Origin of the sequence: Affinirhizobium lemnae, from assembly GCF_022968395.1 — a bacterium.
GTDB lineage: Bacteria > Pseudomonadota > Alphaproteobacteria > Rhizobiales > Rhizobiaceae > Neorhizobium > Neorhizobium lemnae.
Genome location: NZ_JALJQZ010000019.1, coordinates 1 through 24,600 on the forward strand (window position 1 = coordinate 1; position 24,600 = coordinate 24,600).

General features: G+C 58.5%; 21 protein-coding genes and 2 pseudogenes. 11 read left to right on the forward strand and 12 right to left on the reverse strand.

The window, feature by feature from the left end; genetic code table 11:
• Positions 1 to 78: 78 nt before the first annotated feature.
• From MUU53_RS13100 to MUU53_RS13140, 9 genes are all read right to left on the reverse strand, one after another.
• Positions 79 to 1,014: an ABC transporter substrate-binding protein gene (locus tag MUU53_RS13100; protein ID WP_062555932.1), complete on the reverse strand. Its 936-nt coding sequence runs from the start codon at positions 1,012 to 1,014 to the stop codon at positions 79 to 81.
• Positions 1,015 to 1,108: 94 nt separating this feature from the next.
• Complete coding sequence (locus tag MUU53_RS13105; RefSeq protein WP_247261285.1) at positions 1,109 to 2,113, reverse strand: ABC transporter permease; 1,005 nt, start codon at positions 2,111 to 2,113, stop codon at positions 1,109 to 1,111.
• Positions 2,114 to 2,140: 27 nt separating this feature from the next.
• Positions 2,141 to 3,646 (reverse strand): sugar ABC transporter ATP-binding protein, encoded by a 1,506-nt coding sequence (locus MUU53_RS13110; RefSeq protein ID WP_247261286.1) that lies wholly within the window; start codon positions 3,644 to 3,646, stop codon positions 2,141 to 2,143.
• A gap of 479 nt (positions 3,647 to 4,125) precedes the next feature.
• The gene (locus MUU53_RS13115) at positions 4,126 to 4,728 is read right to left on the reverse strand and encodes an SCO family protein (protein ID WP_247261287.1); all 603 of its coding nucleotides are present in this window, start codon (positions 4,726 to 4,728) and stop codon (positions 4,126 to 4,128) included.
• Entirely contained in the window at positions 4,725 to 5,225 is a 501-nt protein-coding gene (locus MUU53_RS13120) for a copper chaperone PCu(A)C (protein WP_247261288.1), read from the reverse strand. The genes MUU53_RS13115 and MUU53_RS13120 overlap by 4 nt, the downstream gene beginning before the upstream one ends.
• Positions 5,226 to 5,279: 54 nt before the next feature.
• Positions 5,280 to 5,936: a helix-turn-helix domain-containing protein gene (locus MUU53_RS13125; RefSeq protein WP_247261289.1), complete on the reverse strand. Its 657-nt coding sequence runs from the start codon at positions 5,934 to 5,936 to the stop codon at positions 5,280 to 5,282.
• Positions 5,937 to 6,021: 85 nt separating this feature from the next.
• Complete coding sequence (locus MUU53_RS13130; protein ID WP_247261290.1) at positions 6,022 to 6,411, reverse strand: DUF2946 family protein; 390 nt, start codon at positions 6,409 to 6,411, stop codon at positions 6,022 to 6,024.
• 140 nt (positions 6,412 to 6,551) lie between these two features.
• Positions 6,552 to 7,844: an L-rhamnose catabolism isomerase gene (rhaI, locus tag MUU53_RS13135; protein WP_247261291.1), complete on the reverse strand. Its 1,293-nt coding sequence runs from the start codon at positions 7,842 to 7,844 to the stop codon at positions 6,552 to 6,554.
• Between the two features lie 283 nt (positions 7,845 to 8,127).
• Positions 8,128 to 10,224, reverse strand: coding sequence for a bifunctional rhamnulose-1-phosphate aldolase/short-chain dehydrogenase (locus MUU53_RS13140; RefSeq protein WP_247261350.1), 2,097 nt, complete (start codon positions 10,222 to 10,224; stop codon positions 8,128 to 8,130).
• 216 nt (positions 10,225 to 10,440) lie between these two features.
• On the opposite strand from MUU53_RS13140, the gene MUU53_RS13145 reads away from it, so the two are divergent.
• The 5 genes and pseudogenes from MUU53_RS13145 (at position 10,441) to MUU53_RS13165 (ending at position 13,822) form a co-directional block, all read left to right on the forward strand.
• Complete coding sequence (locus tag MUU53_RS13145; RefSeq protein WP_247261292.1) at positions 10,441 to 11,253, forward strand: DeoR/GlpR family DNA-binding transcription regulator; 813 nt, start codon at positions 10,441 to 10,443, stop codon at positions 11,251 to 11,253.
• 47 nt (positions 11,254 to 11,300) lie between these two features.
• Positions 11,301 to 11,915: pseudogene (locus MUU53_RS13150) on the forward strand (substrate-binding domain-containing protein); the annotation flags it as partial.
• A gap of 70 nt (positions 11,916 to 11,985) precedes the next feature.
• Positions 11,986 to 12,126, forward strand: a pseudogene (locus MUU53_RS13155) (ABC transporter permease); the annotation flags it as partial.
• Positions 12,123 to 12,443: an L-rhamnose mutarotase gene (gene rhaM / locus MUU53_RS13160; protein ID WP_247261293.1), complete on the forward strand. Its 321-nt coding sequence runs from the start codon at positions 12,123 to 12,125 to the stop codon at positions 12,441 to 12,443. The pseudogene MUU53_RS13155 and the gene rhaM, both read left to right, overlap by 4 nt.
• On the forward strand, positions 12,440 to 13,822 hold the full coding sequence (locus tag MUU53_RS13165; protein ID WP_247261294.1) for an FGGY-family carbohydrate kinase: 1,383 nt from the start codon (positions 12,440 to 12,442) through the stop codon (positions 13,820 to 13,822). The genes rhaM and MUU53_RS13165 overlap by 4 nt, the downstream gene beginning before the upstream one ends.
• Positions 13,823 to 13,842: 20 nt before the next feature.
• Here MUU53_RS13165 and iolG read toward each other — a convergent pair whose 3' ends face one another.
• Positions 13,843 to 14,832, reverse strand: coding sequence for an inositol 2-dehydrogenase (gene iolG / locus MUU53_RS13170; protein ID WP_247261295.1), 990 nt, complete (start codon positions 14,830 to 14,832; stop codon positions 13,843 to 13,845).
• 119 nt (positions 14,833 to 14,951) lie between these two features.
• Here iolG and MUU53_RS13175 point away from each other — a divergent pair, with 119 nt between their 5' ends.
• The 6 genes from MUU53_RS13175 (at position 14,952) to iolB (ending at position 21,611) form a co-directional block, all read left to right on the forward strand.
• The gene (locus tag MUU53_RS13175; protein ID WP_247261296.1) at positions 14,952 to 15,767 is read left to right on the forward strand and encodes a MurR/RpiR family transcriptional regulator; all 816 of its coding nucleotides are present in this window, start codon (positions 14,952 to 14,954) and stop codon (positions 15,765 to 15,767) included.
• A 113-nt stretch (positions 15,768 to 15,880) separates the two neighbouring features.
• Positions 15,881 to 17,824, forward strand: a complete 1,944-nt coding sequence (locus tag MUU53_RS13180) for a bifunctional 5-dehydro-2-deoxygluconokinase/5-dehydro-2-deoxyphosphogluconate aldolase (RefSeq protein ID WP_247261297.1) — start codon at positions 15,881 to 15,883, stop codon at positions 17,822 to 17,824.
• A complete protein-coding gene (gene iolD, locus MUU53_RS13185; protein ID WP_247261298.1) occupies positions 17,821 to 19,641 on the forward strand; it encodes a 3D-(3,5/4)-trihydroxycyclohexane-1,2-dione acylhydrolase (decyclizing) in 1,821 nt (606 codons plus the stop codon). Before MUU53_RS13180 ends, iolD begins: the two co-directional genes overlap by 4 nt.
• 1 nt (position 19,642) lies before the next feature.
• Positions 19,643 to 20,536, forward strand: a complete 894-nt coding sequence (gene iolE / locus MUU53_RS13190; RefSeq protein ID WP_247261299.1) for a myo-inosose-2 dehydratase — start codon at positions 19,643 to 19,645, stop codon at positions 20,534 to 20,536.
• Between the two features lie 23 nt (positions 20,537 to 20,559).
• Entirely contained in the window at positions 20,560 to 20,805 is a 246-nt protein-coding gene (locus MUU53_RS13195) for a hypothetical protein (RefSeq protein ID WP_247261300.1), read from the forward strand.
• On the forward strand, positions 20,802 to 21,611 hold the full coding sequence (gene iolB / locus MUU53_RS13200; RefSeq protein WP_062555911.1) for a 5-deoxy-glucuronate isomerase: 810 nt from the start codon (positions 20,802 to 20,804) through the stop codon (positions 21,609 to 21,611). The genes MUU53_RS13195 and iolB overlap by 4 nt, the downstream gene beginning before the upstream one ends.
• Before the next feature lie 60 nt (positions 21,612 to 21,671).
• Here the strand turns inward: iolB and MUU53_RS13205 are convergent, their stop codons facing one another.
• Positions 21,672 to 22,793: an osmoprotectant NAGGN system M42 family peptidase gene (locus MUU53_RS13205; protein ID WP_247261301.1), complete on the reverse strand. Its 1,122-nt coding sequence runs from the start codon at positions 22,791 to 22,793 to the stop codon at positions 21,672 to 21,674.
• An 8-nt stretch (positions 22,794 to 22,801) separates the two neighbouring features.
• On the reverse strand, positions 22,802 to 24,598 hold the full coding sequence (gene ngg, locus MUU53_RS13210) for an N-acetylglutaminylglutamine synthetase (protein ID WP_247261302.1): 1,797 nt from the start codon (positions 24,596 to 24,598) through the stop codon (positions 22,802 to 22,804).
• Positions 24,599 to 24,600: the final 2 nt, after the last annotated feature.

Here is a 24,600-nt window from a genome sequence, read left to right on the forward strand (position 1 = left end):
TAACTTATAGCAAAACCGCTTCTAGCGGTTCAAGCGCAGCGTTTCAAACCTCCACCTCTGGTGGAGGTTATGACTTGATCAATCGTAGAGAACGGCTGCGATCTTCGGATCGTTCATATTGTTCTTGTCGTACCAGTAGTAGCCGGTATCGATGATCTTCGGCAGCTTCTCGCCCTTGACGGCCTTTGCCAGCGAATTGACGACGCATTCGCCGATGCCAACCGGGTTCTGGGTGATGGAGCCCAGAAGCGCGCCGTTCTTGATGGCATCCTTCTGGGTTTTGCCTGAGTCAAAGCCGATGCCGACGATCTTCTTGCCGGACTCCTTCAGCGCAACGGCCAGACCGATGGCCGCGCCTTCGTTGGAGGCAAAGATACCCTTGATGTTGGGATGAGCCTGCAACATGGCCTTGATATCGTCGGCGGCTTTCAGGGCGTCGTTGGCGTACTGAACTTCGACAACCTTGATATCCGGATACTTTTCCTTGATGCGGTTCAGGAAGCCATCGCGGCGTCCGATACCGGTTGCGGAGGTCTGGTCGTGGATTTCGGCTGCAATTTCGCCCTTGCCACCAATGGCTTCCGCCATCTTGTCGGCAGCGGCCGCAGCGGCCGTCTTGTTGTCGGTCGAGCAGGTGGTGAGCGGCAGATCGCTGTCGACGCCGGAGTCGAACGCTACGATCGGGATGCCAGCGGTGGCGGCCTTCTTCAAAGCGGGCACCTGCGCCTTGGAATCGAGCGCGGCAAAGCCAAGGCCTTGCGGCTTCTTTGCGATGGCGGCGTTCAGGATGTCCGTCTGCTTGTCGATCTGCGCCTCGGTTTCCGGGCCTTCGAAGGTGATCTTCACGCCGTTGGCCTTGGCAGCCTTGTCTGCTCCAGACTTGACCGCCTGCCAGAACTGGTGGCTGAAGCCCTTGGCGACGATGGGGAAATAGGCTTCCTGTGCCTTTGCACCTGTGCTGAACACGCATGCCGCGCTCAGGGCCAGAATGGCTGCAGTGGTGGTTTTCTTCATATCTCGCTCCCAATGATATGTTTGTTTGTTGCAAGAGGCTTTGCGTCTTGCGGTTCGATTTCCCAGTCCTGCGAAAGCTCCTCTCTTTCGCCGATCAGGCCCTCCTTCTCAGCATGATGTCGACGAAGACGGCGACGATGATGATGACGCCCGTCACGACGATCTTCCATTCCTCCTGCACTCCCATGATGCGCAGGCCGTTGGTGAGAACGCTCATGATGAAGGCGCCGATAATGGTGCCGAGAATGGTGCCGCGCCCGCCGGAAAGCGAAGTGCCGCCGATGACGACTGCGGCAATCGCATCCAGCTCGTAGCCAAGCCCGAGTGCCGGTTGCGCCGAATTCAGACGCGACGATATGATGAGACCGGCAATGCCGCAGATCAGGCCGCTGAGCGCATAGGTCAGGATCTTCCAGAAGTCGACATTGACGCCAGAGAGACGCGCGGCCTCCTCGTTGCTGCCGAGAGCAAAGATGTAGCGCCCGAACAGCGTGCGGTTGAGAATGATCGAGGCGATGATGGCGACGATGAACATGATCATCACCCCATTGGGGATTTCTAGCCCCGGGATCAGAAGCGCAAGCGAACTTTCCGGTGAGATCAATCCATAATTCGGCGTGTCGTTGAAATAGATCGGACGGGTGCCGGAGAAGACGAGTGCAAGGCCGCGCGCGATCTGCATCATGCCGAGCGTAGCAATGAACGGCGGGATCTTGAGCTTGGCGACCGCTGTGCCGGAGATCGCACCCATGACCGCACCAGATGCCATCGCACCCAGAATACCCAGCGGCAAGGGCATGCCGAGATTGGTGAGAATGATGCCGGCCATCACGGCAGTCAGAGTCATCATGGTGCCGACAGCCAGATCTATGCCACCGGAGATGATAACGAATGTGACCGCCACGCCCAGCACGCCGTTCACCGCAGTGGCCTGCATGATGTTGACGACGTTGTTCCAGGCCGCAAAATTCTCGGTGAAGACACTGAAGAAGATGAGCAGTGCTATCAGCACCACGAAGGCCACGCCCTTTTGCAGGGTGGAGGTTGAAACGAGGGCCGATTTTGTCTTGCCGGCTTGGTCGAGTGTAAGATCGGTCATGATCGGTTTTTCCTTATCGAGGCCCTGTCACCGCTGTGTCGCAAGCGTCATGATGCTTTCCTGGGTCGCATCGCGTCCCGTCAGTTCGCCGGTGATCCGTCCCTCGCACATCACGAGAATGCGGTGCGACAGCCGCAGCACTTCCGGCAACTCGGATGAGATGACGATGATGGCCTTGCCCTGGTCAGCCAGCGATTGCAGCAATTTGTAGATCTCGGCTTTCGCGCCGATGTCGATGCCGCGGGTCGGTTCATCGAAAATCAGGATGTCGCAATCGCGCAGCAACCATTTGGATATGACGATCTTCTGCTGGTTGCCGCCGGAGAGAAGGCGTGTTTCCTGATCGACCGAGGGCGTCTTGATCCTCAGCTTTTGAACATAATCATTGGCAGCTTCGCGCATGCGCGCATCGTTCATGAAGACCCTGCTTCGGGTGAAGCGCGGCCAGGATGACATGGTGACGTTGTCTCCAACCGTCATAGAGGTCACGAGCCCGTAGTGCTTGCGGTCTTCGCTGAGGTAGGCCAATCCTAGACGTACGGCATCCTGCGGGCTGCGGATGGCCTGCGTCACCCCGTGAATGCTGATCTCGCCGCTATCGATAGGATCTGCACCGAAAATGGCGCGCGCGACTTCCGTTCGGCCAGCGCCCATTAGTCCCGCAAAGCCTAGGATCTCGCCTTTGCGCAGCGAGAAGCTGAGATTGCGAATGGCGCGTCCGCGGTTGAGGTTCTTCACATCCAGAACCACATCGCCGCCCTGACCCGTGGCGCGGGTGGCATCCGCCAGTTCACGACCCACCATGAGGGAGATGATCCTGGACATGTCAGTCGTGGCGGCAGGCAGCGTATCGATATACTGGCCGTCGCGCATGACTGTCACCCGGTCGGCGATACGCTTCACCTCATCCATCTTGTGCGTGATGTAGATGATGCCCACACCATGCGCCTTCAGGTCGTTGATGATCGCGAAGAGGTGCTCCACCTCCTTGTCGTTGATGGCGGATGTCGGCTCATCCATGATCAGGATGCGGGAATTGAAGGAAAGTGCCTTGGCAATCTCGACGAGCTGCTGGCGCGCCACCGTGAGCGTGCCCACCTCGACATCCGGATCGAGATCCACCTTCATGCGGGCAAACAGCGCGGCCGTATCGGCCCGCATTTTCGCTTCATCGACGAACATACCGAAGCCCTTGCGAGGCTCGCGACCGATATAGATGTTCTGTGCGGCCGTCAGATGGTTCATCAGGAACAGTTCCTGATGGATGATGCTGATGCCAAGCGCCTGCGCCGCACGCGGATCGGACAGGTTCACCTTCTGGCCACTGATATGAATCTCGCCGGCATCCGGCTGGTAGATGCCGGTCATGATTTTCATCAGGGTGGATTTGCCCGCGCCGTTTTCTCCCATCAGTGCATGAACTTCGCCCGGACGCAGGTCGAACCGTGCATTCACAAGCGCTTTGACGCCTGGAAAGGATTTGTGGATCGCCTCGACCGAAATCAGCGGAACCGTGTCTGACGTATTGTGCATGCCATGATCCTGATTGCGATTCTGGCCGGAAAACTGGCCAAGGAAATTCGTTCTCGCCCAATAGGAGCGAGTGCAGGTTGCTTTCATTCTGGCTGGAACCGGCTAATCCAGTGGCGCCCATACGCCCTTACATCAGAGCCAACGGGCTTGCGATGTGCGAACCCAGAGACGCTGGGCACAGATCAGTAGTGCAGTTGTCTTGATCTTGGCATTTATTGTCCTCCCGTCGGCGCATCCATACGACCCGACATCTCCCCAGCCATCGGGTCATCGCTTTCAAGTGCCAGCTGGGCGCCTCGACTGTATAATGCTCAAGAAAACAAGCAATTTTCAATCTATAAAATCATACTTGATGCGGATTTCGTGACTTCAACTGATTTGGCTCATCTCGAGACGTTTCATCAGTCGAACGCGAGACGAGCGCATGTGTCGTCTCTGAAAACGGCCCGTCGGGATTTGCCCGGCGGGCCGTTCCTCCGTCAGGAATTTTGCCGGAGGAGTGAGGTACGTATCTTCTGGAGCGCCTCGTCCTCGTTGATGCCATAGGGCATCATGCCCTTCAGCCGCCCATCGGCGCCGATCAGAAGCAGCGAAGTCGTATGGCTCATGTGATAGTCGCCATCGCTACTGGGAAGTTTCGAGGCATGGATCATCCAGCCATCGATCACTTTCTTCATCTCCGCTTCGGTGCCTGTGATGCCGGTAATGCGATCCGTGAATGCCGTCACATAGCTTCTCATCACGTCCGGTGTGTCGCGCGCCGGATCAATCGTGAAAAAATAGGCTCGCAGTGATTTGCCATCGGGTCCCAGTTCCTTCAGCCAGTCAGCAACTTCGAAGAGCGTTGTCGGGCAAACCTCCGGGCAATGGGTGTAGCCGAAGTAGACAATGGAGGGCGCCCCCTTGAACAGGCTTTGATCGACGGGATTTCCCCGATCATCCACCAGTGAGAAGCGCGCGTTGAACGGGCTGGCTCTCGGCGTGTCCTGTGCGACCCAGGCCATGACGCCAACCAGAGCCGCAACGAAAACGGCAGCCACACCCCCGCCCAGCAGCATGAATGGACTGACGCGCTTTGTCATTTTTTATGTTCTCCTGTACCGTGGCCGGTGTGGTCGTTCTTGGCCTCCCCACTTGCAGGTCCAACCGCAAATTCCACGTCAACGGATCCGGCCTTCTCGAATACCAGTTTCGCTTTCACCATTTCACCTTCCTTGAAAGGCTCAGCGACATTCATGAACATGAGATGATAGCTACCGGGCTTCAATTCAACGATGCTGTTTGCCGGAACGGCCAGGCCGTCCTTCAGTTCACGCATCTCCATGATGCCGCCATCCATCTTCATTTCATGGATCTGGACCGACGCTGCGCGGTCGGATGAAGCGCTCACGAGGCGATCATCGGCACCGGCATTCGTAATCTTCAGATAGCCGCCGCCAACTTTTGCACCGGGCAGCATGGCGCGGCTGTAGGGATGGCCGATCTTCAGATCGCCGATCTGAAAACCATGGGCAAATGCGGATGTTACGCCGACGAGTGTCAGCAGGACGGCGACGAGGGAAATCAGTTTTTGTTTCATTGTACTTCTCTTACGTTGAATTGTTGGACGTGCGCGGCTGGGCCGCAGTTGAATTCAGGTGGAGGGCGCCAGTCCGTCCGCGATAGCGCGCAGAGCCGTCTTTTCGCGAATGGTCATGCGGTCTGTCCGATCAAAGGCGATCAGCCCCTTGCGCTTGAAGTCGCTCAGACACCGGCTGACGGTTTCGAGCGTCAGTCCCAGCCAGTCGGCCAGTTCGTTTCGCATGAGATACAGCGTAAACGAGGGGCGCATCTGTGTGCCGGTGTTGCGGGCGAACTGATCCGCCAGATCGAGCAGCGCGGTCGCTACCTTTTCCGTGCTTTTCTTGCGGCCCAGCAGCAGAGCGTGCTCATAGGCTCTCTTCATTGCCAGATGGCGCGCCTCTTCTATGGCATCGCGGTCGCAATGCTCATCCAGTCTTTCGACATTAGTGAACGTCAGTGACCGTGCCTTGGCCGTTCCATGGGTCAGCATGGAGCAGAACAGAACGCGCCCCTGACCCAACACATCAAGGATCTGCCGTCGACCGTCTGGCAACTCATGGGATACGATCAGGCAGCCCCGGCCTATCCTGACCGCCGCGTCACGCCATTGAACCGGCGGGACGAGTGTCATTTGAGGTGCGACCCACCGCTCCTGACGAAGAGGGGCCTGGGTATTGGTTAGACGGAAAGGAACGGAACCACCCGCTGGTTCGATGTGCTCTAGCATGAAGCGCAATCCGGAAGGCAATCAGCCTTGACAGGCCGCATGCCGATTGAACGGACACCGTGTCACAACGGTGCATGACCATTCATCAGGCAGAGGCGGGCGGTGCGCGGGGATTGGCGTTCGGAGGGATCTGCTGGCGATAGTGAGCTTCGATCCGTTTTGCAAAGATCGATTTTTCCGCAAAGGAAACAATCAGTCCGGCTTGCGCCGAAGGTTCGGACAGCAGGACGGATGCGCTGAGGCGGCAGGCGTCGCACTGGTTCGAGGCGTGCAGATGCGGCTTTGTCTTGCCGTCCTCATCGGACGAGCAGATCACCGGGATCGAGCCGTCAGGCAATGCGATGGCGGAGAGTTCGGGTGCCGCCCACTGTGCGGCAATAGCCTCCGGCGGGCGGTGGGCAAATGACAGCATGACGAGGGCGATTACGCACAGAATGCGTAGCCATGTCGCCGCCATGTGTCCTGACCGTGCCATCCGAAATCCTCTGTCGCAAGGTGTATACGAGAGCATCATTGACCGCAATGCGGCATTTTCGTCTTTGATGCGGCGCAACCAGAAAGCAAACACACCCGGACGTTTTGCCGGGCGTTTCTGAATTCTGTCGGAAGCAGGGGTCAAACAATACCGCCGGAACCACCCTTGACCGCGGGACGCTCGGCTGCGACCTGTGTCCGGTAGCCGCTGGCGCGATAGGTAGCGACCGGATCGATGGCGCCGCCGGAACGCAACCGCGCTTCGGCCAGAATGGCTTCGACATCGGTGCGGTAGGCGCGTTTCAGCGTTTCTGTTGCCATCAGGGCGTCATTATCGTTCTGGAAGCCTTCCAGTGCGGTGCGATCCACCAGAAGCGCCTGCGCGTAGGCGCGGCGGATTTCGTTGGCAGAGGAAATCAGGCTTTCGATCGGGTCTGTCACATTGTGGCTCTGGTCGATCATGTGGGCGGGGTGGAAGCCCTTCACGCCGCGATGTTCGGCATCCACCAACTCATTGAACACGAGGAACAGGCGGTAGGGTTCGACGGAACCGGCATCCAGATCGTCATCGCCATATTTGGAATCGTTGAAGTGAAAGCCGCCGAGCTTCCCGAACTGGATGAGCCGGGCCACGATCATCTCGATATTGGTGTTCGGCGCATGATGACCGAGATCGACGAGGCAGAAGGCTTTTTCGCCCAGCGTCTGCGCGATCAGGTAATTCGTGCCCCAGTCCTGCACCACCGTCGAATAGAAGGCAGGCTCATACATCTTGTGTTCGGAGAACAGCCGCCAATCATCCGGCAGCGCCTTGTAGATGTCACGCATACTGTCGAGATAGCGCTCGAACTGGCGCGTGAAGTTCGATTGCCCCGGGAAGTTCGATCCATCGCCGATCCACACCGTCAGCGCCTTTGAGCCGAGTGCATTGCCGATCTCGATGCATTCGAGATTATGCTCAACCGCCTGTGCACGCGTTGCCGCATCCACATGGGACAGCGAGCCGTATTTGTAGGAGTGCGCCTGATCCGGTGTATCGGAAAACGTGTTGGAATTCATGGCATCGAAGCCGAGGCCCAGCATATCGCCTTTGGCCTTCAGCTCCTTAGGGTCCGCCTTGTCCCACGGAATGTGAAGCGAAACGGTGGGTGTTGCCCGCGTCAGCTGCTGGATGACGCTGCAATCTTCCAGCTTGTCGAAGATATGGCGCGGTTCGCCAAGACCGGGAAAACGGGCAAAGCGCGTGCCACCGGTGCCAACACCCCAGGATGGAACGGCAACGTAAAACTCGGCCACCTTTTTGGTCATGGTGTCGATATCGATATTGCTGCGGGCCAGCTTCTCGCCTAGCGCTGTATAGTCCGATTTTTGAGCGGCTGCGCGCTTCTCGTTCTCAGCGGCGATCACATCGCCTGCAATTTTCAAATCTGTCATTGGTTCCTCCGTGCAGACTGTTCACTTTTATCACTGCCCATCTTTAAGCTGCGTCGCGGGGAGTACCCCCCTCTGTCCTGCCGGACATCTCCCCCTCAAGGGGGGAGATCGACTCGTGGCGACCGCCTGAATTCCTAGAACGCCGGTTGCTCATCCTCGCGTTTTGATATTGGCGAGGGAGCGAGTGGGTGGGTTGCCGTTCTGCCGATCTCCCCCCTTGAGGGGGAGATGCCTGGCAAGGCAGAGGGGGGTAAGGACCCGCCTACCATGCAGAGATTGCAATTTAGCGCGTAAAGCTCTGGGCGTTACCGGCATCCACATTGATGATGTTGCCGGTCGACTTTGCCGAGAGATCGGATGCCAGGAAGTAGATGGCTTCGGCGATATCTTCCGGGAAGACGTTCAGCTTCAGCATGGAGCGCTTGCGATAATGCTCTTCCAGATCCGTCACCTCGATCTTGGAGGAAGCGGCACGCTGTTCACGCCATTCGCCGTTCCAGATCTTGGAGCCGCGCAGCACTGCATCCGGATTGACGGTGTTGACGCGAATACCGGCATCTGCACCTTCCAGTGCCAGGCAGCGGGCCAGATGGATTTCCGCAGCCTTGGCCGTGCAATAGGCGGACGCATTCGGAGACGAAGCAAGGCCGTTCTTGGATGCCACGAAGACGATGTTGCCGCCCAGATTCTGACGACGGAACAGGCGGAAGGCTTCGCGGGAAACGAGGAAATAGCCGGTGGCCAGAATGCTGATATTCTTGTCCCACATGGCAAGCGTCGTTTCTTCCACCGGAGCGGAAGAGGCGATGCCAGCGTTGGAGACCAGAATGTCGACACCGCCAAATTCCACGCAAGCCTCTGCAAAGGCTGTGGTGACCGCGTCTTCGCGTGTGACATCCAGTTGGACGGAACGAACTGCATCGGTGCTGTAGCGCTTGGCGAAATCGCCCTTGGCAGCGTCCAGCGCTTCCGCATCGATATCGGCCAGTACTACGCAGGCGCCTTCCGCCATCAGGCGTTCTGCGGTTGCGCGGCCAATGCCGCCGGCACCGCCGGTCACGAAGGCCACGCGGCCCGCAAGGCTCTTGGGCTTTGGCATGCGCTGCAGCTTTGCCTCTTCCAGCAGCCAGTATTCGATATCGAAAGCTTCTTGCTCGGGAAGGCCCTGATATTCGGAAACGGTGGACGCACCGCGCATCACGTTGATGGCGTTGACGTAGAACTCACCGGCAATGCGCGCGGTTGCCTTGTCCTTTGCAAACGAGAGCATTCCGACGCCCGGAACCAGGAAGATGACCGGGTTTGGATCGCGGATCTTCGGCGAGTTATCGTGCTTACAGGCCTCGTAATAGCGGGTGTAGTCCGCGCGATAGTCTTCCAGCGCCTTGTCGAGACCGGCAATGGCTAAATCCACATCGGGATTGGCCGGATCAAAATCGAGGATCAGCGGGCGGATCTTGGTGCGCAGAAAGTGGTCCGGGCAGGAGGTGCCAAGCGCGCCCAGCGGCTTCAACTGAGCGGAATTGACGAATTCCAGAACGGCATCCTGATCGTCGAAATCACCGAGCTTGCGCTCAGCCTTCCCAATGCGACCGCGAATTTCCGGCATCAGCTTCGCGGCAATCGCGCGGCGTTGATCAGCAGGCAGGCTCTGTGTCACGGCACCGCCGAAAATGACCTTGCCTTCCGTCTGAGAAGCAAACCACTCGATTGCCCTGTTGATGATTTCAAGCGTCAGTTCGTAGCATTCCTTGGCATCATTCGCCCAAGTGAACAGGCCATGGCTTTCGAGCACTACGCCTTTGGCATTCGGGTTTGCCTTGACGAAGGCTTCGAGATCGAGACCCAGCTGGAAGCCGGGGCGGCGCCAGGGCAGCCAGCCAATGTCAGCGCCAAAAATCTGGCTCGTCAATTCTTTTGAGTTCTTGGAAGCTGCAATTGCAATGATCGCATCTGGATGCATGTGGTCCACATGCATGAACGGCACGAAACCATGCAGCGGCGTATCGATGGAAGCAGCACGCGGGTTCAGGTTGAAGGTGCAATGCGGCAGGAAGCCCACCATGCGGTCTTCATCATGAACGCCTTGGTAGATGCCCTTCAGCGCATCCAGCTTGTCCTGATAGAGGGTCGCGAAGCCATCGAGCTTGATGGTGCCGACATCGCCGCCAGAACCCTTGACCCACAGAACCTGCACCTTCTGGCCGGTCAGCGGATCGGTTTCCATGACCTTGGCAGAGGTATTGCCGCCGCCGTAATTGGTGATGCGCTTGTCAGCACCTAAAAGGTTGGAGCGATAGAGCAGCTTGCCGGGCTCATCGAGCTTTGCGGCGTAAGCATCATCCCAGCGATTATCCAGAAGGCGGGTCTTGCCCGGCATGGAAAAGTCCTCCCAAGTATCTATAGCAAGTGTTCGTGCGCCCCACGGTCCACCGCGAAGCATCTCCTTTGGGCTGAGGATATCGCGCATGCTCAGGTCTCTTGTCAATCATAAACGATCTCAAACGTTCATTTTGCGCTGTAATGTAATCTTTTTTGATCGTTTATGATTGACATGCTGAAATCGTTTCGAATAAATCGGAACACGGAGGAACCCATGCACGAACGTGAGCGACATCGCATCATCTTGAGCGCCATTCAGGAAAAGCCTGTGGTGACAGTGCAGGATATTGCCGAGCTGACAGAGGCTTCCGAGGCAACTATCCGGCGCGATATTGCAGCCCTGCATGTGCAGGGTAAGCTCCGTCGGGTACGTGGCGGAGCAGAGGCAGTTCATCCGCCGCAGCAGGGAAATCTCGCGGCACGTCCGTTCCGCGTGTCGGAATCAGTCAATATCGATAAGAAACGCGCAATCGCGCGCGCTGCCGTGGAGCTTTGCGAAGAAGGCGATTCCGTCATCATCAATGGCGGCACCACAACATTCCAGATGGTACACTTCATGTTGGCGCGCCGTCTGCAGGTCATGACGAATTCCTTCGCTATCGCCGAACATCTGGTGAAGCATTCCAAATGCACGGTTTCAGTCCCTGGAGGCGCCATCTATCGTGACCAGAGCCTGATCCTGTCGCCATTCGAAAATGATGCGATCCGAAATTTTTATGCACGGCGCATGTTCATTGGCGCGCAGGGCATCTCCTCCCATGGAGTTATGGAGCCGGATGCGCTGGTGATCCAGAGCGAGCAACGGCTGATGCGCCAGGCGGACGAGCTCATCGTGATGGTGGATTCGAGCAAGTTCAATCGCCGCTCCAGCATGATCCTCTGCCCGCTCGAGAATGTCTCGACCATCATTACCGATGATGGTGTCTCGGAAGAGGCGGTCGCCATGCTGGAAAATGCAGGCGTGAAGGTTTTGGCGGTGAAGCCGATGCCCTCATCGGCCAAGGAGGATGTTTCCTCGGTCGCATGAGATCGCGATCGGGGAGGGGGAGAAGCAAGTCTTTATTCTTGGGAGGAATGAGCGTGAAACTGACGAGACGTCATTTCGGGGCAGCAGCAATGGCGCTGGCCGCAGCTGTTTCCATGGCCAGCTTGGCATCTGCCGCCGATATCAAGATCGCGCTGGTGGTCAAATCGCGCGGCAACGGCTTCCTTGAAGCGAACAACAAGGGTGCCGAAGAATCTGCTAAGGAACTGGGCGGCGTGCAGATCATCTATACCGGCCCGACGGCAACGACGGCAGAGGGCCAGATCGAAATCATCAACTCACTGATCGCGCAGGGCGTTGACGCAATCGCAATCTCCGCCAACGAACTGATCGGCAAGATGTGCATGACACTCGCCAAGAACCATTTGGCTGACGGAAAGGGCGATTTTGCCATCCTGTTTGCCACCACCACATTCGCGAACCAGAACACCTGGATCGCGGAAATGAAGAAGCAGCTCAAGTATTTCCTGGGCCTCAACCTCGCCACGACCGTCTATGGCGATGACCTGGCCGACAAGAGCTACCGTGAAGCGCAAGGCCTTCTGAAGTCGCAGCCGAATGTGAAGGTTATCGTTGCGCCGACAACGGTTGGCGTTCTTGCTGCCTCGCAGGCGGTGAAGGATGCGGTCAAGATCGGCCAGGTCTGAACGCGCATCAGATGACGCCGACCTTTCTCAATGTGAAGCGCGCGGTTGTTCTCGGTCTGCCAACCCTGTCATGGGTCTCGTCACCTTCTGGCTTGGCCTCCTGAATGTGCCCGGTATCGTGATGTCGATCTTTGTCGGCCTTCTTCTCATCATCACCATCGCGTTGCCCATTGTGGCGCGCCGTATCAAGCAGGCTTCCAAATCATGACGCTTGAAAAACACGCATTCAAAATGAAGCTGAACCCCGGTATGCATGCGGAATACAAAAAGCGGCATGACGAGATCTGGCCGGAGCTTGTTGAATTGCTGCATCAGGCGGGCGTCAGCGATTATTCCATCTATCTCGACCCGGAGACGAACATTCTGTTCGGTGTTTTGTCTCGTCCAAAAGACCACGGTATGGCCAGCCTGCCGGAGCATCCGGTCATGAAACGCTGGTGGGCGCATATGGCGGATATCATGGAGACGAACCCGGATAACTCCCCCGTCGCCGTTGATCTTGTACCGGTGTTTTATCTGCCATGAGCGAGGCAAAGCGCATTGCCGTTCTGGATATCGGCAAGACCAATGCCAAGGTGCTGGTTCTGGATTGCGCCAGTGGCGAAGAGCTGGATGTGCGCCGCTGCCCAAACATGGTGATAGCGGGTAATCCCTATCCGCATTACGATATCGACGGGCTGTGGCAGTTCTTCCGTGATACCTTGGCGGACTTGAGCGGTTCCCTTGGTTTCGATGCGATTTCCATTACCACCCATGGTGCGTCCGGCGTTCTTCTGGACGCTGCGGGTGATCTTGCGCTGCCAGTACTGGATTACGAATACGAATACCCGGACGATGTGCGTTCCGCTTATCCGGCACTGTGTCCGCCCTTTTCGGAGACCTTTTCGCCTGCTCTGTCGATGGGATTGAACCTCGGCGCGCAGATCCACTTCCAGAAGGTCGCGTTTCCGGCAGAGTTCGCCAATGTCGCGACGATCCTCACCTATCCGCAATACTGGGCTTACCGATTGACGGGCGTTGCGGCAAACGAGGCAACCTCGCTTGGCTGCCATACGGATCTGTGGCAGCCGGGCAGGGGCACGTTTTCTTCGCTGGTGGATCGGCTGGATATCCGGGATAAGATGGCTCCGATCCGATCCGCCTTCGATGCGCTGGGACCGGTGAGACCGGAACTGGTGGCGGAACTCGGGCTTCAAAAGCCGGTGCCGGTCTATTGCGGCATTCACGATTCCAACGCGTCACTCTTGCCGCATCTGGTGGACCGGGAAGCACCCTTTGCCGTTGTTTCCACTGGAACATGGGTCATCAATTTCGCCGTGGGTGGTAATCTGGAACATCTCGATCCTGCGCGCGATACGCTTGCCAATGTCGATGCCTATGGTCGTGCTGTGCCATCCTCCCGCTTCATGGGTGGGCGTGAATTCGAACTGCTGACGGCGGAGCTGGGACTGCTGGATCGGGATGCGGCCTTCGCCGCCCTGCCTGCCGTGCTGGAAAAGCGCCTGTTTCTCACGCCCAATCTCAGCGCAGGCTCCGGGCCTTATCCGGGTCTGAAAAGCCAGTGGCTGAGTGCAGATGGTGCCTCTGCTCATGAAAAGTGGGCGGCGGCCTGCCTCTATCTGGCGCTGATGACGGATACCTGCCTTGGTCTGATCGGCGCCAAAGGTCCGGCTCTGGTGGAAGGGCCGTTTGCCTCCAATCCTGTTTATCTGGAGGCTTTGCAGGCCCTGCTCGGGCGTCAGGTCATTGCCGTTTCCGGGTCTACAGGCACCAGCCAGGGGGCCGGGCTTCTGGCGGGCGTGAAGCTTTCCGCGCACTCGAAGGAAATCGTTAGCCGTCTCGATAAGGGTACGGTTCAAGCCTATGCGGAGGAATGGCTGCAAAAAATAAGGGCCGCAGATTAGGCGGCCCTCCCGTAGTTAGATCAGAGTGAAACGGCTGCACCTGTTTGGGCAGATTTCAGCGCTGCATCGGCAAGCTTGAGTGCGATCAAGCCATCTTCGGCGGAAGGCGAAGCGGCAGCGCCGTTCTCAACCGTATCGATGAAAGCCTTGATTTCAGCCGCATAGGCTTCCGTGTAGCGCGTCATGAAGAAATCATGCAGCGGCGGGCGGGTGTAACCATCCTTGTTGGCGACTTCGATGGAAACCGGACGCTGATTTTCCGCAGCAACCGAACCCAGCGAGCCATGCACTTCGATGCGCTGGTCATAGCCATAGGTTGCGCGACGCGAATTGGAGATCACCGCCTGACGACCGCTTGCCGTGGTGAGGATCAGGCTCGCGCTATCATAATCACCGGCTTCGCCGATCTTCGGATCGACCAGAACGGCACCGGTTGCGAAGACGGACTTGATCTCTTCGCCCAGCAGGAAGCGCGCCATGTCCAGATCGTGGATGGTCATGTCGCGGAAGATGCCACCGGACACTTTGATGTATTCGACCGGCGGTGCGCCCGGATCGCGGCTGGTGATCGTCACCATCTCGACCTTGCCGATGGTGCCCTTGTCGATTTCCTTGCGAACCGCCTGGAAATGCGGGTCGAAGCGGCGGTTGAAGCCGAGCATGACCTTGGCCCCGGTTTCCTTCACCACGTCGATGCAGGCCTGAGCACGGGCAACATCCAGATCGATCGGCTTTTCGCAGAAGATGGCCTTGCCGGCGCGGGCGAACTTTTCGATCAGGTCCGCATGCGTGTTGGTGGGCGTGCAGATGATGACCGCGTCCACATCCTTGTTGGCCAGCACAGCGTCAATGGTGCTGACCTCTGCGCCTGCCTCATCGGCAATGGCCTTTGCTGCCGCTTCCATGGCGTCCACGACAGCCACGAGCTTTGCGCGAGGATCGGACGCAATCGCCTTTGCATGCACCTTGCCGATACGTCCTGCACCGAGCAGGGCCAATCTCGTTACCATGGGGTTCTCCTCCACTTGATATATTGATAGAATTTTTGTTCCAAACGCGTTTGGAATATCTGTTCCATTTTGCTAGAGTGTAGCCATATTTATGTCAAGCGTAGAAAAGGGACGATTGCATGGCGCAGGGTGTGGCACCGGCGAGTGTGGTGGAATTCGAGGAAAAGCTTCTGGAAGTCTCGGCCTCTTTGCCCAAGCGCTTGAAGCAGTGCGCAGACTATGTGGCTTCCAATATAGACCGCATTGCCGTATCGACCGTTGCCGAAATGGCGGAAGCGGCGGGTGTTCAACCCTCGGCCTTCATGCGGTTCTGCCAGATCATGGGCTTTTCCGGTTATTCGGAAATGCAGCGGCTGTTTCGCGAAAACTACGTGGGCGGCTGGCCGGATTATTCCACCCGGCTCGACCATCTGAGGGACATGGGCGAGCATAGCGGTCCACGCCTTCTTGCGGAGTTCGTCGAGGCTGGGCGGGCTTCACTGGAAAATCTGCTGAAATCCGTTGATCCTCAGGCGCTTGAGGATGCGGTGGAAACTCTTGCTGGCGCCAATCTCGTGCATATCATCGGTCTGCGCCGGTCGTTTCCGGTGGCCAGTTACATCGCCTATGCGCTGGAAAAAATGCAGGTACCTGCCATGCTGCACAGTGTCGCAGGCAGGCTGGATAGTTCCGCCGCTATCCGTCCGGGTGATGCGCTGCTCGCCATTACCTTCTCGCCTTATTCGGCGGAAACACTGGATCTGGTGGAGGCGGTTCGGGCGCGGGGCGTGCCCGTGGTGGCGCTGACAGATACCTCCGTCAATCCGCTTCGCAAGATGGGTGCGACGATCCTCACAGTCTCGGAAGTGGATTTCGGGGCGTTTCGTTCGCTGTCTGCCACACTCTGTGTCGCCATCGCCCTGTCGGCAGCAGTCGGAGCAAAACGCAAAAACTGAATATTCGTATTGAAAGCGTCAAAAATAGAATTTATAGTCCAAAATAACTGATCGGCACGGGAGGTGCCGTCGCGCTGACTTAAAGCGCCATCTGCGGCCAAAGGGAGGGCCTCTTGAAGCCACTCGACGTGATTACCATCGGACGCTCGTCCGTCGATCTTTATGGCGCCCAGGTGGGTGGCCGGCTGGAGGATATGTCCTCCTTCAACAAATATATTGGCGGCTCTCCGACGAATATTGCAGCCGGGGCTGCGCGCCTTGGCCTGAAGAGTGCGCTGATCACCCGTGTGGGTAACGAGCATATGGGTCGCTTCATTCGCGAACAGCTGGTGCGCGAAGGCGTGGATGTGCGCGGTGTCGTCACCGACCCGGAACGCCTGACGGCGCTGGTGCTGCTGGGCATTCGCGACGAGAACCAGTTCCCGCTGATCTTCTACCGCGAAAATTGCGCTGACATGGCGCTCTGCGAAGACGATATCGACTCGGCCTTCATCGCAGAATCCCGATGCATCACGGTCACCGGCACGCATCTTTCGCACACCCGCACGGAAGCGGCTGTGATGAAGGCGCTGAAGCTGGCGCGCGAACATGGCGCGCAGACGGCGCTCGATATCGATTACCGCCCGAACCTGTGGGGTGTGGCGGGCCATGGCGATGGCGAAAGCCGTTTCGTGGAATCGGCCAAGGTCACCGCCAAGCTGCAAAGCACGCTGCATCTGTTCGACCTGATCGTCGGCACGGAAGAGGAGTTCCATATCGCGGGCGGCTCCACCGATACGCTGGAAGCGCTGCGCGCTGTACGCAAGGTCTCCAAGGCTGCACTTGTGTGCAAGCGCGGGCCCATGGGCGCGGCGGTCTTTGAGGGCGAAATCCCGGATAGACTCGACAAGGGTCAGACCGGCCCCGGCTTCCCGATCGAGGTCTTCAACGTGCTGGGTGCCGGCGATGGCTTCATGGCTGGCCTGCTGAAGGGCTGGCTGACGGGTGAAGATTGGCCGACGGCGCTGAAATATGCCAATGCCTGCGGTGCCTTTGCCGTGTCGCGCCATGGCTGCGCACCCGCTTACCCGAGCTGGGAAGAGCTGCAATATTTCTTCAAAACCGGCATCAAGAACAAGGCGCTGCGCAAGGATGCAGCCCTTGAGCAGGTTCACTGGTCCACCAACCGCAAGGGTGACTGGTCGACCATGCGGGTATTCGCTTTCGATCACCGCATGCAGCTGGAAGCCATGGCGGAAGAGGCGGGCGTCCCGACGGATCGTATCGGTGCCTTCAAGAAGCTCTGCTTGCAGGCTGCCACCTCCGTGGCTGGCGGAGAGCGCGGTTACGGCATCCTCTGCGATGGCCGCCTCGGCAAGGAAGCGCTTTATGCCGCTGCCGGAACGGGTCTCTGGATCGGTCGCCCTGCCGAATGGCCGGGTTCGCGCCCGCTGACGCTGGAGCCGGAACTCGGGCTCGATTGCGGCGGCTTGAGCGAATGGGCTGCCGAACATGTGGTGAAGGTGCTCTGCTTCTATCATCCCGACGATACGGCTGAGGTGAAGGAAAAACAGGAAGAGACGGTGAAGCGCCTGTTCGAAGCCTCGCGCCGCAACCGCCTTGAATTCCTGCTGGAGGTTATTCCATCCAAGGTCGGCGCTATCGATGACGAGACGACGGCGAAGATCATTGATCGCTTCTATGAGATCGGCGTCTATCCCGATTGGTGGAAGCTGGAGCCGATGAAGACGAATGCTGCCTGGGCCAATGCCTGTGCTGCGGTAGAACGTCACGATACGCACATCCGTGGCATCGTGGTGCTGGGTCTGGATGCCCCGCAGGCAGAGCTTGAGGAGAGCTTTGCGCTTGCCGCCGGTTTCGATCTGGTCAAGGGTTTTGCAGTTGGCCGCACCATCTTCGGCGATGCTGCCCGCAAGTGGCTCTCCGGTCAGATCAGCGATGAGGCCGCCGTGGAGGATATGGTGGCCCGATACAAGAGCCTGTGCGCGGTTTGGGATAGAGCTCGCGCCGAAGCCAAGGCCGAAGCTGTCAAGGGAACAGTGGGAGGAAAGGCATGAAAACGATCCGTCTGACGGCGGCGCAGGCACTTGTGCGCTACCTTGCCAATCAGCTGAATGAGGATGGCGTTCCCTATATCGCCGGTGTCTGGGCCATCTTTGGCCACGGCAATGTGGCCGGTCTGGGTGAAGCGCTCTACGGCATTCGCGAGGAACTGCCGACTTATCGCGGCCAGAATGAGCAGAGCATGGCGCATGCGGCCATTGCTTATGCCAAGCAGCTTGGTCGACGTCGTGCCATGGCAGTCACGTCTTCCATCGGTCCCGGCGCGCTGAACATGGTCACGGCTGCGGCACTTGCGCATGTCAACCGTCTGCCGGTTCTCTTCATTCCCGGCGACGTGTTCGCCAATCGTGGCCCCGATCCGGTTCTCCAGCAGATCGAGGATTTCGAAGACGGTACGATTTCCGCCAATGATTGCTTCAAGCCGGTCAGCCGCTATTTCGACCGGATCGAGCGGCCAGAACAGCTTTTGACGGCCCTGCCGCGTGCGTTCAGAACGCTGACGGACCCGGCCGATTGCGGTCCGGTAACGCTCGCCTTCTGTCAGGATGTGCAAGCGGAGGCTTACGATTACCCGGAAAGCTTCTTCGCGAAAAAGACATGGCGCTTCCGTCGTCCAGAGCCGGATTTGGTGGAACTGGAAGCCGCTATCGCCGCCATCAAGGCCGCGCAGAACCCTGTCATCGTCGCAGGCGGTGGCGTGCATTTCTCTGGTGCCACGGATACGCTGAAGAGCTTTGTCGAAAAGCACCAGATTCCGGTTGTCGAAACGCAGGCCGGAAAGTCAGCGCTTGCCTGGGATCACGGACTGAACTTCGGCCCCGTTGGCGTCACCGGCTGCGAAAGCGCAAACATCGTTTCGGAAAATGCCGATCTGGTGATTGGCGTCGGTACGCGTTTCCAGGACTTCACCACCGGTTCCTGGGCGCTGTTCAAGAACCCCAACCGCAAGATTCTGGCGCTGAATGTTCAGCCTTATGACAGCGCCAAGCATGATGCCATTCCGCTGGTCGCCGATGCCAAGGTCGGCCTTGAGAAGATTTCGGCGGCACTTGGCGATCATCGTTTCGCTAGTCCCGATGCGAACCTCAAGACCAGCTGGTTTGCCAAGGCGGATGCGGTGACTGCCGCACCTCAAGAAGCCAACACGCTGCCGACAGATATGCAGGTCATCGGTGCGGTTCAGCGCGCTTCGAGGGATAACACCGTCGTCATGTGTGCGGCGGGCACCATGCCCGGTGAGCTTCACCAGCTGTGGAAAGCCAAGCTGCCGCTTTCCTACCATATGGAATACGGCTTCTCCTGCATGGGTTATGAGATTGCCGGCGGCCTTGGCATCAAGATGGCGGAGCCGGAGCGGGATGTTATCGTCATGGTGGGCGATGGCTCCTACATGATGATGAATTCGGAGCTTGCGACCGCCGTCGGCATGGGCGTGAAGATCACCGTGGTGATTACCGATAACCGGGGCTACGGCTGCATCAACCGGCTGCAGATGGGTACTGGCGGTGCAGAGTTCAACAACCTCTACGCCCATACGAATGTCAGCCCGATGGCGATCGATTTTGCCGCACATGCTGCTGCCATGGGCGCGAAATCCACCAAGGTCTCGTCCATCGCGGAACTGGAAACTGCGCTCGCCTCTGCCCGTGAGGCAACGCAGACAACGGTGATCGTCATCAATACGGACCCTTATCCGACACCGGGTGCGGGTGGCCATTGGTGGGATGTCGCCGTGCCGGAAGTCTCGGCCCGCAAGCAAGTCAACACGGCGCGCGCCGCCTACGAAGCTGCCCTGAAGGAAAGAATGTAAGATGATCCTCTTCGGTACAAACCCGATTGCCTGGTCCAATGATGACGACCGTTCGCTCGGCGCGCACATCAGCCTGGAGCAGTGCCTGGATGAAACCGCCAAGATCGGTTTCGACGGCATCGAGAAGGGCCACAAGCTGCCGACCGATCCGGCAGGCCTCAAATCCGTTCTGGAGCCGCGTGGCCTGAAATTCGTCTCCGGCTGGCATTCGCTGAACCTGCTCACCAACACGGTTGAGGAAGAAAAGGCGGCCATGCAGCCTTTCCTCGATGTGCTGAAGGAAATGGGCTGCAAGGTCATCATCGTCTGCGAAACCTCCAACGCCATTCATGGCGCCGATGATACGGCGCTCGCCGACCGCCCGAAGCTGGCAGAAGCCGATTGGGCAAAGTTTGGCGCAGGCGTTGAGGCACTGGCGGAGTTCTCAGCCTCCCAAGGCATTTCGCTCGTCTACCATCACCACATGGGAACGGTGGTCGAGAGCGAAGAGGAAATCGACAAGCTGATGCAGCACGCCGGCCCGCATGCCAAGTTGCTGCTCGACACCGGTCATTGCTATTTCGGTGGCGGAAACCCGGAAGCGGTTGCGAAGAAATACATGCACCGCGTCGGCCATATCCATGCCAAGAACGTACGTCCTGTGATCGCAGAGCAGGTTCGCAATGAGAAACTCTCCTTCCTCGAAGGTGTGCGCCGTGGCGTGTTCACCGTTCCGGGCGATGCGGAAGGCGGCGTCAATTTCCCGCCGGTTCTGAAGATTGCGGCAGAGCATGGCTATGAGGGCTGGATCGTCATTGAAGCTGAACAGGACCCTGATGTGCGCAATCCCTTCGAATATCAGAGCCTCGGCTTGAAATCGCTGAAGGGCTTCGCCAAGGATGCGGGTCTGATTTAACCCTCGTTCCAAGGATGAACACATTGAAACTGCTCGATCCCACGCATCCTTTCTTCAAGCCGCTGTGGCGGCGGGTTCTCACGGTCGTGTTGCCTGCCCTTTGGGGTGGCGTCGAAGCCCTGAACCAGTCGTGGGGTTGGGCAATTCTGTTTTTAGGTGCCGCTGGCTATGCGGCCTATGAACTTCTCATCATGTATGACCGTTCGATTGCGGATGCGGAAGCCAAGAAGGCTGCCGCTCAAGCTCAGCGGGAAGGAGACGAGGAATGAGCAATCTCTTGCGCAAGCCTTCGGGCACATCCGGCAAGGTGCATGACATCACGCCGGAAAGCGCCAATTGGGGCTATGTAGGCTTCGGCCTTTACCACCTGAAGCCGGGTGAGAAGGCCGCTGAACCCACCGGGGAAACGGAAGTCATTCTGGTTCTCGTCGAAGGCAAGGCGAAGATTTCCGGCTCGGGTAAGGATTTCGGCGAGCTTGGCGACCGCATGAATGTGTTCGAGAAAAAGCCGCCGCACTGCGTCTATGTTCCTGCCGGTTCCGACTGGACGGCAGAAGCGACGACGGATTGCACGCTCGCCATCTGCACGGCACCGGCCAAGCCTGGTCGTGAGGCGCAAGTCATCGGCCCGGCAGGCATCAACCTCACGGAGCGCGGCAAGGGCGCCAATACGCGCCATATCTTCCCGATTGCCATGGAAGATCGCGATGTCGCCGATAGCCTTCTGGTCACGGAAGTTTTCACGCCGTCGGGCAATTGGTCGTCCTATCCGCCGCACCGGCACGATGAGGACAATTATCCGGAAATGACCTATCTGGAAGAGACCTATTATCACCGTCTCAACCCAGCCCAAGGCTTCGGCTTCCAGCGTGTTTTCACTGAAGACGGTTCGCTGGATGAAACAATGGCGGTCTCCAGCGGCGATGTCGTGCTGGTGCCGAAAGGTCATCATCCGTGCGGCGCGCCTTACGGATATGAGATGTATTATCTCAACGTGATGGCTGGCCCGATGCGTAAATGGCGGTTCCAGAACCATCCCGACCATGACTGGATCTTCAAACGCGACAATCCGTGATCCTCCTTCGGATTTCGCATCAAGGCCGGGTGGCTCTCCTCCGCCCGGCCTTTTCTTTTTTCATTCGTTCACATCGCGAATGGGAAGATGGGTAAAGCCTTCCGGCCCCGACATCTCGTTTGCATCCCGTCTGATCTTTACGGGGCTGACCGCAAAGGCCGCGACCAGCCGCGCGACCGAGAAAAGCGCGTGTTTGTGGATGCGCTCGTAGCCATGCGAGGCATCGACACCGAAGGTCACCAAAGCTGTACGAATGTCATGCCCTGCTTCCAACGCCGAGGCTGAATCGGAGCGGTAGTAGCGAAATACATCCTTCTGGTATGGGATCTGGTTTTCGCGGCAAAGCTCCACCAGCTTGCGCGTCAGGTGGAAATCGAAGGGACCGGTCTGGTCCGCCATGGCAATCGTCGCGCCGAATTCGGAGGAATTCTGCCCCGGTGCGGTCGTGCCGTTGTCGATGGTCAGCATCGAAGCGATCTCGGACGTGACAATGGAGGAGGCACCGACGCCCACTTCTTCCGCAATGGTAAAAAGCCAATGCGTATCAACCGGTGTGCTGGCACTGGCTCGCTCCAGTGCCTCGATGGCCGCCAGTGCAATTGCCACACCGGCCTTGTCATCCAGATGGCGGGAATTGATGAAGCCGTTTTCCAGAAACTCCGTGCCCGTATCGATGGCGACGATATCGCCCACCTCGATGCCAAGCTTCAAGGTCTCATCAGCCGAACGGGTGATTGCATCGATGCGAACCTCCACATAGGCCCAGCCGACGGGCAGCGTATCCACCTCTTCGTTGAAGGTATGGCCGGATGCCTTGAGCGGCAGGATAGTGCCGCGATGAATGCCGCCGGTGCCATAGATCGTCACCCGCGCACCCTCGGCAAAACGGGCGGACCAATGGCCGATCGGCACCAGTTCCAGCCGGCCATTATCCTTGATCGCCTTCACCTGTGCGCCCAGCGTATCCACATGGGCGACGATGGCGCGTGCTCCGGCCCTTCGGCTTCCCTGGCGGACCGCGCGAATGGCGCCACGCCGCGTCAGTTCCGGCGAAAGGCCAAGCCGTTTCAACTCCTCCGCGCAATAGAGAACCACTTCATCGGTATAACCGGTGGGGCTGTCGATCTGCAGCAGTGCCGCAAGCTGCCGCAGCAGATAGTTTTCATCGATGGTAATCTGCATGGCCTTGCTCAAATCCGTCCCAGCGCGTGCCGTGCTGCGCGATGGCCCGAAAGCGGAAAGAGCAGATCGATGAACCGTTCCGCAGTCGGTTGCGGCTCGTGATTGGCCAAGCCGGGACGCTCATTGGCCTCGATGAACACATAGTCCGGCTCGGTCGGGCTTTTCACCATCAGATCGATGCCGACGACTGGAATATCGATGGCGCGAGCCGCGTTGATGGCCGCCTCGACGAGACGCGGATGCACGATCTCGGTCACATCATGAATAGAACCGCCAGTATGCAGGTTGGCCGCCTTGCGCACCGCAATCTCACGACCTTCCTCCAGCACATCGTCGAACGTCACATCGGACATGGAGAGGCAGCGCTCCGTTTCCGCATCAACCGGAATGTTGCTTTCGCCGCCAGTGGCAGCAGCACGGCGGCGCGAAAGCCGCTCGATCAGTTCCCGAACCGTGGAACGCCCATCGCCTACCACATGCGGCGGGCGGCGGACGGCCGCAGCCACCAGCTTGAAATCGATGACCACCAGACGCAGGTCTTCACCTTCAAAGCAGGCTTCGATCAGCACCCGGTCGCACATTTCGCGGGCGGCCTGAATGGCAGCCTTCACCTCGTCCAGCGTGACAAGCCCAACGGCCACGGCGCGACCCTGTTCGCCACGGGCAGGCTTCACCACCACGCGTCCATGCTTCTCGAGAAATGAGACAAGCGCCGCCTCATCCTCGCCCGCCGTCATTTGCTCGGGAACGATAATGCCAGCCCGCTCCACCACGCGGCGGGTCACGGCCTTGTCATCGCAGATCGACATGGCAACCCCGGATGTCAGTTCGGTCAGGCTCTCGCGGCAAAGCACGGAGCGGCCGCCATGCGAAAGCCGGAAGAAGCCGCCCTCCGCATCGGTGATTTCCACATGCACGCCACGTCGCCGGGCCTCGTCTACCAGCAGGCGCGCATAGGGGTTTAGCGCAACATAGGCCTCTAGCGGGCTGGCATAGAGGCGCTCGTTGATGGAATTCTTGCGCTTGACGGAAAAGGCTGGAATGCGACGGAAGCCGAGCTTCTCATACAGTGCAATCGCCTGTTCGTTGTCGTGCAGTACGGACAAATCCATGAAGGCATTGCCGCGCGCCTTGAAATGCTCGCCAAGCCTGCGCACCAGCGTCTCACCAATACCGGCATGTCGCGCCTGAGGATCAACCGCCAGGCACCACAGCGAGGAACCCTGTTCGGGATCGGAAAAGGCGCGCATGTGGTCAACGCCGGTCACCGTGCCGATCACTTCGCCGGTCTGTTCGTCTTCCGCCACCAGATAGGTGATGGCTCGGTTGTCGCGGTTCGACCAGAAGAAATCCGGGCGAACCGGCACCATGCCGCGCGAGGCATAGATGCGGTTCACCGCTCGAGCATCGGCTTCCGATGTCAGGCGGCGCACAAAGAAGCCGCGAGGCTGCTTACGGCCAGAGCGATAGGTGGAAAGCTCGAGACGGAAGGTATGCGAGGGATCGAGAAAGATTTCCTGCGGTGCTTCCGCCAGCAGCACATGCGGATCACCGACATAAACGGCAATATCGCGATGTTCCGGCGCCTCTTCCCGCAGCGCTGCCGCCAGCTCGCCTGCGTCATCGAAGGTCTGCGCGAAAATCAGCCGTCCCCAGCCGCAATCCACGCAGGCCGAGGGCGATGGGCCATCCTCATGGGTCTGGCCGGTTTTGCGTAGGGATTCAAATCGTTGGCGTTTCAACCGATGGGCCACAGCCTTGTCGCTGCGAAAGCGCTGCATACGTTCCGTGCTCTTGGTCGTCATTG

Coding starts and splice junctions, on each gene's coding strand:
- MUU53_RS13110 (WP_247261286.1), bottom strand. CDS start 3,646: ATGCACAATACGTCAGACACGGTTCCGCTGATTTCGGTCGAGGCGATC.
- iolB (WP_062555911.1), top strand. CDS start 20,802: ATGAGCAATCTCTTGCGCAAGCCTTCGGGCACATCCGGCAAGGTGCAT.
- MUU53_RS13145 (WP_247261292.1), top strand. CDS start 10,441: ATGCACGAACGTGAGCGACATCGCATCATCTTGAGCGCCATTCAGGAA.
- rhaI (WP_247261291.1), bottom strand. CDS start 7,844: ATGACAGATTTGAAAATTGCAGGCGATGTGATCGCCGCTGAGAACGAG.
- MUU53_RS13125 (WP_247261289.1), bottom strand. CDS start 5,936: ATGCTAGAGCACATCGAACCAGCGGGTGGTTCCGTTCCTTTCCGTCTA.
- MUU53_RS13165 (WP_247261294.1), top strand. CDS start 12,440: ATGAGCGAGGCAAAGCGCATTGCCGTTCTGGATATCGGCAAGACCAAT.
- rhaM (WP_247261293.1), top strand. CDS start 12,123: ATGACGCTTGAAAAACACGCATTCAAAATGAAGCTGAACCCCGGTATG.
- MUU53_RS13140 (WP_247261350.1), bottom strand. CDS start 10,224: ATGCCGGGCAAGACCCGCCTTCTGGATAATCGCTGGGATGATGCTTAC.
- MUU53_RS13130 (WP_247261290.1), bottom strand. CDS start 6,411: ATGGCACGGTCAGGACACATGGCGGCGACATGGCTACGCATTCTGTGC.
- MUU53_RS13175 (WP_247261296.1), top strand. CDS start 14,952: ATGGCGCAGGGTGTGGCACCGGCGAGTGTGGTGGAATTCGAGGAAAAG.
- MUU53_RS13105 (WP_247261285.1), bottom strand. CDS start 2,113: ATGACCGATCTTACACTCGACCAAGCCGGCAAGACAAAATCGGCCCTC.
- iolD (WP_247261298.1), top strand. CDS start 17,821: ATGAAAACGATCCGTCTGACGGCGGCGCAGGCACTTGTGCGCTACCTT.
- MUU53_RS13115 (WP_247261287.1), bottom strand. CDS start 4,728: ATGACAAAGCGCGTCAGTCCATTCATGCTGCTGGGCGGGGGTGTGGCT.
- MUU53_RS13120 (WP_247261288.1), bottom strand. CDS start 5,225: ATGAAACAAAAACTGATTTCCCTCGTCGCCGTCCTGCTGACACTCGTC.
- iolG (WP_247261295.1), bottom strand. CDS start 14,832: ATGGTAACGAGATTGGCCCTGCTCGGTGCAGGACGTATCGGCAAGGTG.
- MUU53_RS13205 (WP_247261301.1), bottom strand. CDS start 22,793: ATGCAGATTACCATCGATGAAAACTATCTGCTGCGGCAGCTTGCGGCA.
- ngg (WP_247261302.1), bottom strand. CDS start 24,598: ATGACGACCAAGAGCACGGAACGTATGCAGCGCTTTCGCAGCGACAAG.
- MUU53_RS13100 (WP_062555932.1), bottom strand. CDS start 1,014: ATGAAGAAAACCACCACTGCAGCCATTCTGGCCCTGAGCGCGGCATGC.
- iolE (WP_247261299.1), top strand. CDS start 19,643: ATGATCCTCTTCGGTACAAACCCGATTGCCTGGTCCAATGATGACGAC.